At 42.2% G+C, this 6331-nt stretch carries 6 protein-coding genes; all 6 read left to right on the forward strand.

Annotated elements, in window-relative coordinates:
- The coding region (locus AC1DPZ_RS19755; RefSeq protein WP_477406593.1) for a TonB-dependent receptor at positions 1-1704 on the forward strand (1704 nt) is incomplete at its 5' end.
- 37 nt (positions 1705-1741) lie between these two features.
- Entirely contained in the window at positions 1742-2842 is a 1101-nt protein-coding gene (locus AC1DPZ_RS19760; protein ID WP_477406595.1) for an HU domain-containing protein, read from the forward strand.
- Complete coding sequence (locus AC1DPZ_RS19765) at positions 2839-3552, forward strand: MotA/TolQ/ExbB proton channel family protein (protein WP_477406597.1); 714 nt, start codon at positions 2839-2841, stop codon at positions 3550-3552. The genes AC1DPZ_RS19760 and AC1DPZ_RS19765 overlap by 4 nt, the downstream gene beginning before the upstream one ends.
- On the forward strand, positions 3549-3950 hold the full coding sequence (locus AC1DPZ_RS19770) for an ExbD/TolR family protein (protein ID WP_477406599.1): 402 nt from the start codon (positions 3549-3551) through the stop codon (positions 3948-3950). Before AC1DPZ_RS19765 ends, AC1DPZ_RS19770 begins: the two co-directional genes overlap by 4 nt.
- Before the next feature lie 137 nt (positions 3951-4087).
- Complete coding sequence (locus AC1DPZ_RS19775; protein ID WP_477406601.1) at positions 4088-4906, forward strand: energy transducer TonB; 819 nt, start codon at positions 4088-4090, stop codon at positions 4904-4906.
- Between the two features lie 95 nt (positions 4907-5001).
- Complete coding sequence (locus AC1DPZ_RS19780) at positions 5002-6318, forward strand: bifunctional folylpolyglutamate synthase/dihydrofolate synthase (protein WP_477406603.1); 1317 nt, start codon at positions 5002-5004, stop codon at positions 6316-6318.
- Positions 6319-6331: the final 13 nt, after the last annotated feature.

The following is a 6331-nucleotide window of genomic DNA, read 5'->3' on the forward strand; positions in this document are numbered from 1 at the left end:
GCCGTTACCAGTGCTACAAAAAACCTTGGAGATGCGGCAGCAAAAGTAAACCAGGACACTACCAAAAAAGGAGGTAGCGGCAACAAACCGTCAAATGGCGGCAGCCTTTCTGAAGAAATAGTGGTAACAACGGCATACAAACCTGTTTTGGCTGATGCCGTTAAGATTCGGCGCAACCCCGACCTGGAAGATAAAGCGCCCTTTAAAGCACCGCTTACCTATACTACTTTAGATAAAAAACTTGACCAGGACTCGGAAATAAAACACCTCGATCCACAAAAAAGGCCGGCCGAACAGGACTCGATACTGCTTAATAACTATGTTAAAGCTGGTGTAGGTAACTTAAAAACCCTATTCGGCGAAGCTTATTTTGGTAATGGCCGCGACCAGGCTTTGCAGGTTGGCGGTTTCCTGAAACATTTTTCGCAGGCCGGCTCATGGGAAAAACAAAACGAAAGCAAGGATGAAGTTGGCGTGTTTATCAAAAGCACCAATTCAGAAAACACCATCAGCGGCCGTTTAAACTATAAACGTCGAGGTGTTTATTTCTATGGCCACCCTGATTCTATTCCGCTGCCATTCACTCCTCAAAAGCAACATTTTAACGAAATTGGCGGTGAGGTTGAATTGGCCAAAAATTTTAAGGATGTTGAAAATGATTTCACTTATGCTGTAAAATTAAAAGGCTATTCTTTCGGCAATGCTTACCAGGCCAGGGAAAGCAATATTGTATTATCCGGATTTGTAAACCAAACCATTAAACAATTTTATACCGGTTTAAGCGCTTCGGTTGATCTATCCAATCCAAAGGATAGTTTATACAATTTAAACAACAGCATCCTTAGGTTAAACCCTTACATTAAATTCCAGGGTACTAATTATAAAATTGACGCAGGTGTAAACATTGCAAAGGAATTTGGTGATTTTAATCGCTTTTTCATTTTCCCGGCAGCTAAACTGGAATACCAGGTGATACCCAAATATGTGCGCCTGTTTGTGGAAGCCAAGGGCGATATCAACCGCGCGTCCATCCGCGATTTTGCCAACATCAATCCTTATATCGATAAAAACATACAGCTTAAAAACTCGGTTGATCAGTTGGATATAAGCGCTGGTTTAAAAGGCACATTAGCACCGGGGCTTAGCTTTAAAGCTGCTGTGTTTCGCAATAGTGTAAAAGATATGCCGCTGTTGGTAAGCAATCAAACGGCCGAAGGCTATAAATTTATTGTGATATACGATAATGGCCGGTCGCGCGTAAGCGGCTTTAATGGCGAGCTGGACTTTAAAGCTACCGATGATGTTAATATTTTTGGCCGTGTTGAGTTTAAGGACTATAAAATGAATACCGAGGCTGAGGCCTGGAACCTGCCTAAGTTTTTGTTAACTGCAGGTACTGCTATCCACATAAACAACAAAGTGAGCATAACAGGTTCGTTATTAATACGGGGTTCGGCTTATGACAGGCCGTTTGGAATTGTACCGGGACCGTTAGGAACACCGGCTACCAATTCAAGCATATTATTAGCTAAAAGATCTATCAGCTCATTTGCCGATCTGAATGGCGGTGTTGAGTACAGGGTAACGCCGGTAATTACGGTATTTGCACAGGCAAATAACATTTTAAACTCGGGTTATCAAAACTGGGTATACTATCCTAACTACGGATTTAATATCTTTGGCGGCGTCGGTTTCTCGTTTTAAAGATTTTGATATTTACAATAAACCGTACTTTTAGCAAATGGATATAGCCAATTATTTAAGTGAACTATTGGGCCAGCACGGCGAAATAAGCGTGCCGGGCCTGGGCTATTTTGTGCACGTACGTGTAAGTGCCAGTTATGATGATGCAGAGCGTAAATTTTATCCGCCCGGTTATAAAATACAATTTGATCCGCAGGCCCATGATGATGATACCTTAACAAGGTACATTGCCGAAAAGAAAAAAATCTCGCTGGCTTCATCAAAATATTTTACCGAAAAATATATAACCGCTTTAAAACAGGAAGTTGCCCTGCAGGAAGTAGCTTTTGCCGATCTGGGTTGGTTTTATATGGATAAGGGCAAAATCGCTTTTAAATCGCAAGTGAGTAATACTGATAATGCTCCTTTTTATGGCTATGAACCCATCAGCATAAAAAAACTAAACCAGGTTGAAGAACCCGAAAAACCAGCGGCCGTACCGGTACCCCCACAAATGCCGCCACCCGCTGTGGTTGCGACAGAGCCCTTACCGCTCCCTCCCCCAATCAGGGAGATACCTTTACCAGCACAAACGGCTAACCAACCGGAAGAATACGTTGATGACGAGCCTGAACAAAGGCAGGGTATGAGCATCTGGGCCATTATATTGATTGTGGTGATAGTTTTGGCAGCCGCATTGTTTGCTGTGTATAAGTATAACCCCGGTTTATTAAATTTATCAAAGGGCAAGCAAATGCAAGTACCTGCGAAGCCAAAAGCCCAACCGGTACTTAAAAGCGATACAGACACAGTTAAAAAGGCGACCTTGCCTGTTGATACTACAGCAAAAGCAATTTCTAAACCCGACACGGCGTTAAATACCACAATAATTAATGCTGATACAATAAAAAGAATACATTATGAGCTTTTAGCAGGAGCCTTTAAAACACAAGCTGAAGCAAACAAAACCATACAAGCTTACAGAAGAATGGGATTTACCGCCCATATAATTGAAAACGTGCCCGGCAGATTGGTTAAAGTAACCTTAGGCACCTATTATGTACGCGATGAGGCTGTGGCTGCCAAACAAAAAATATTAAGTACAGGTAAGATAAGCAACGATAATATAACTATACAACCATATAATCCCAGGAAATGACTTTATTATTAATACAGCAGGTAACAGATACAGCAAAACACTTAGCAGATACCGCTAACCATACAGTAACCCAATTAGCACAAGCCCCAGAAGAATTACGTTTTGGCGACCTGCTAATAAAAGGCGGCTGGGTAATGGTACCTATTGGTATACTGGCTGTACTGGGCCTGGTTATATTTTTTGAGCGCTTTTTTACTATCCGTAAAGCTTCAAAAAACGAATCGAACCTGATGATACAGGTGCGTTCAAGCATTCACTCCGGTAATTTAGAATCGGCTATTGCCATTTGCCGTAACAGTAACTCGCCTTTGGGCCGCATGCTGCAAAAGGGTTTGTTACGTATCGGTCGCCCTATAAAAGATATTGAAGGTGCGATTGAAAACATTGGCAAGCTGGAAGTATCAAAACTGGAAAAAAACATTGGTATATTGGGGATTGTAGCCGGTATTGCACCAATGTTTGGTTTCCTGGGTACCATTGCCGGGGTAATCAAGATATTTTATGATATATCCAAAACAGACAACATCAGTATGGGTGTTATATCTGGCGGTTTATATGTAAAAATGGTAACATCAGCCGCCGGTTTAATGGTGGGTATTGTGGCCTATGTTTGCTACCACGTTTTAAATATGATGGTTGATAAAGTGATCCTGAAACTGGAAACTGATGCTATAGAATTTATTGACCTGTTAGAGGAGCCAAGCAAATGAATTTAAGAAAAAGACATAGAGGTGCATCGGCAGAGGTTCATACATCAGCAATGAACGATATCATGTTCTTCCTGCTTTTGTTTTTCCTCATCGCGTCAACAGTTACCAACCCCAACGTTATTAAACTGATGTTGCCCAAATCATCAAGCGGGCAATCGGTATCAAAAAAAACAATAACGGTTTCGGTAACCAAAGACCTGAAATATTACGTAGATAAAAAGGAAGTGCCTGTAGCTGCCCTGCAAACTACACTATCGGGCTATAAAACACTGGCAACAGAACTTACTATTGTTTTATATGTTGATAGAACAGTAGCCATTCAGGATGTGGTACAGATAATGGATATAGCACAAAAATTAAATATAAAACTGGTACTGGCAACGGAACCTAAGGGATAGAGAGTATCAAGTAGTTAGTATCAAGTATCAAGATTTTTTTATGAGCTTACAATCAATTATTGCAGCCGTCCTGATACTTGACCCGTTACTAACAAGGCAGCTGTCTTAATACTTGATACTAAATACTTGATACTAAAATGGAATACAGGGAAGAAGAAAATAACTATCCAAAGGCGTTTTTGTTAACAGGCATTATTTTGGCTGTGTTTTTCCTGGTATGTTATATAATTATCCTTCCAATGCCGCCTAAAACCGAGGACGGTACCGGTGGAATCCTGGTAAATTACGGTACAGTTGATGAAGGGATGGGCAGTGATTATATGAGCACCGAAGAACCTTCTGTTGCCGAAAAAGCCAACCACACCAAGCCGGATAAGGTTACCCCTGCCCCGCCAACCGAAGAAAAACCACAGCCCGAAAGCAGCGATAAAGCTGTTGTTACCCAAAATACCGAGGATGCCCCCGAAGTTGCCGCTCCAACCAAAAAGCCTACAAATACGGTAACCGCGGCCCAACCTACAAAAACTGCAGCTAAACCTGTAGTGAACCAAAACGCGTTATATAAAGGCAAGGCAACTACCGGTACAGGTGAAGGCGACGGAACCGGCAATAAACCCGGCAACCAGGGTAAACCAACAGGTACCACTCTTACTAATAATTACAACGGAACAGGATCTGGCAATGGCGGTAATTTGAACATGTCGCAACGTAGTTTTGTAAGCAGGCCTGCTGTTAGTGATGATAATCGGCAGAGCGGCAAAATCATGGTTGATATACGTGTTGATAAAGATGGTAACGTGGTTTATGCCCGTGCGGGTGCCCGCGGTACGACCATATCTGATGCAGCCCTGCTCCAGAAATGCGAAGACGCGGTTAAAAACTCCAAACTTAATCCACTCGACTCGGCACCAGAAACGCAGGTTGGTACAGTAGTATTTGTATTTAAGGTAAATTGATTTTTAGTCTGCAGTTTACGGACGATAGATCATTGCAACAGTTTATTTTATAAGTTTGCATCCATTGCCATAGCTATGGGCTATGGCTATAGACTATGGACTACCAACAAACCATCCAATACCTGTACACCCAGCTCCCGATGTTTACGCGCGATGGGGCTTCGGCATTTAAGGCCGATCTGCATAATACCCTTGAGCTTTGTAAACGTTTAGGCTATCCGCAGCATAAATTTAAATGTATACATGTTGCCGGCACCAATGGTAAGGGTTCCACATCGCATATGCTGGCGGCTGTTTTGCAAACGGCTGGTTATAAAACCGGACTTTATACATCGCCCCATCTTAAAGATTTTCGTGAACGTATCCGCATAAACGGGCAAATGATCAGCGAGCAAACTGTTATCGATTTTGTAGCCGCGCACAAGAAGGATTTTGATGAGATAGGTCCTTCATTTTTTGAAATGACCGTGGGCCTCGCTTTTAAAATTTTCGCGCAGGAAAAAGTAGATATCGCTGTTATTGAAGTTGGCCTGGGTGGGCGCCTGGATTCAACTAATATTATTACCCCCCTGCTCTCTGTTATCACCAACATAGGCTGGGACCATATGAATATGCTTGGCGATACCCTTCAACTGATAGCAGCCGAAAAAGCCGGTATTATTAAACCGGGCATACCCGTAATTATTGGCGAAAACCAACCCGAAACAGCAAGGGTGTTTATTGAAAAAGCAATTAAAGAAGAAAGTAACATCTTGTTTGCTTCGGATTTGTGGGAGATTGATCAAAAGCCAAAAGTCAAAAGTCAAGAGTCAAAGAATGATTTACTTGAATTGAATGTTATAAAAAACTCACCAATCACCTCTCACCACTCACCACTCACCATTCATCTCGACCTCACCGGTTCCTATCAGCTTAAAAATGTAAAAACGGTTTTATCTGCTGTAGATGAATTGCGCTCGCAAGGATTCACGATAACCGATAATGATATAGTCACAGCCTTATCACAGGTAAAAACCTTAACCGGCTTGCATGGACGATGGGAAACACTGAACCAAAACCCGCTCACCATTTGCGATACCGGGCATAATCCGGATGGTATAGAAGAAGTAATAAAAAACATAGCGTCTGTTGACTACCAGCACCTTCATTTTGTAATTGGGATGGTAAATGATAAGGATATTTCCAAGGTATTAACCATGCTACCCAAAGATGCTACCTACTATTTTTGTAAACCCGATATCCCCCGGGGGCTGAATGCGGAAAGCTTAATGCTAAAGGCCGAAAGCTTTGGCTTACATGGCGAATTTTATGCTTCGGTAAAGGAGGCCCTGCAAACAGCACAACATAACGCTGGCGATAAAGACCTGGTTTTTGTTGGAGGAAGTACTTTTGTGGTGGCTGAGGTTGTGTGATAGCCCTTAATTG

The sequence above is a fragment of the Mucilaginibacter sp. P4_G9 genome, assembly GCF_056400985.1.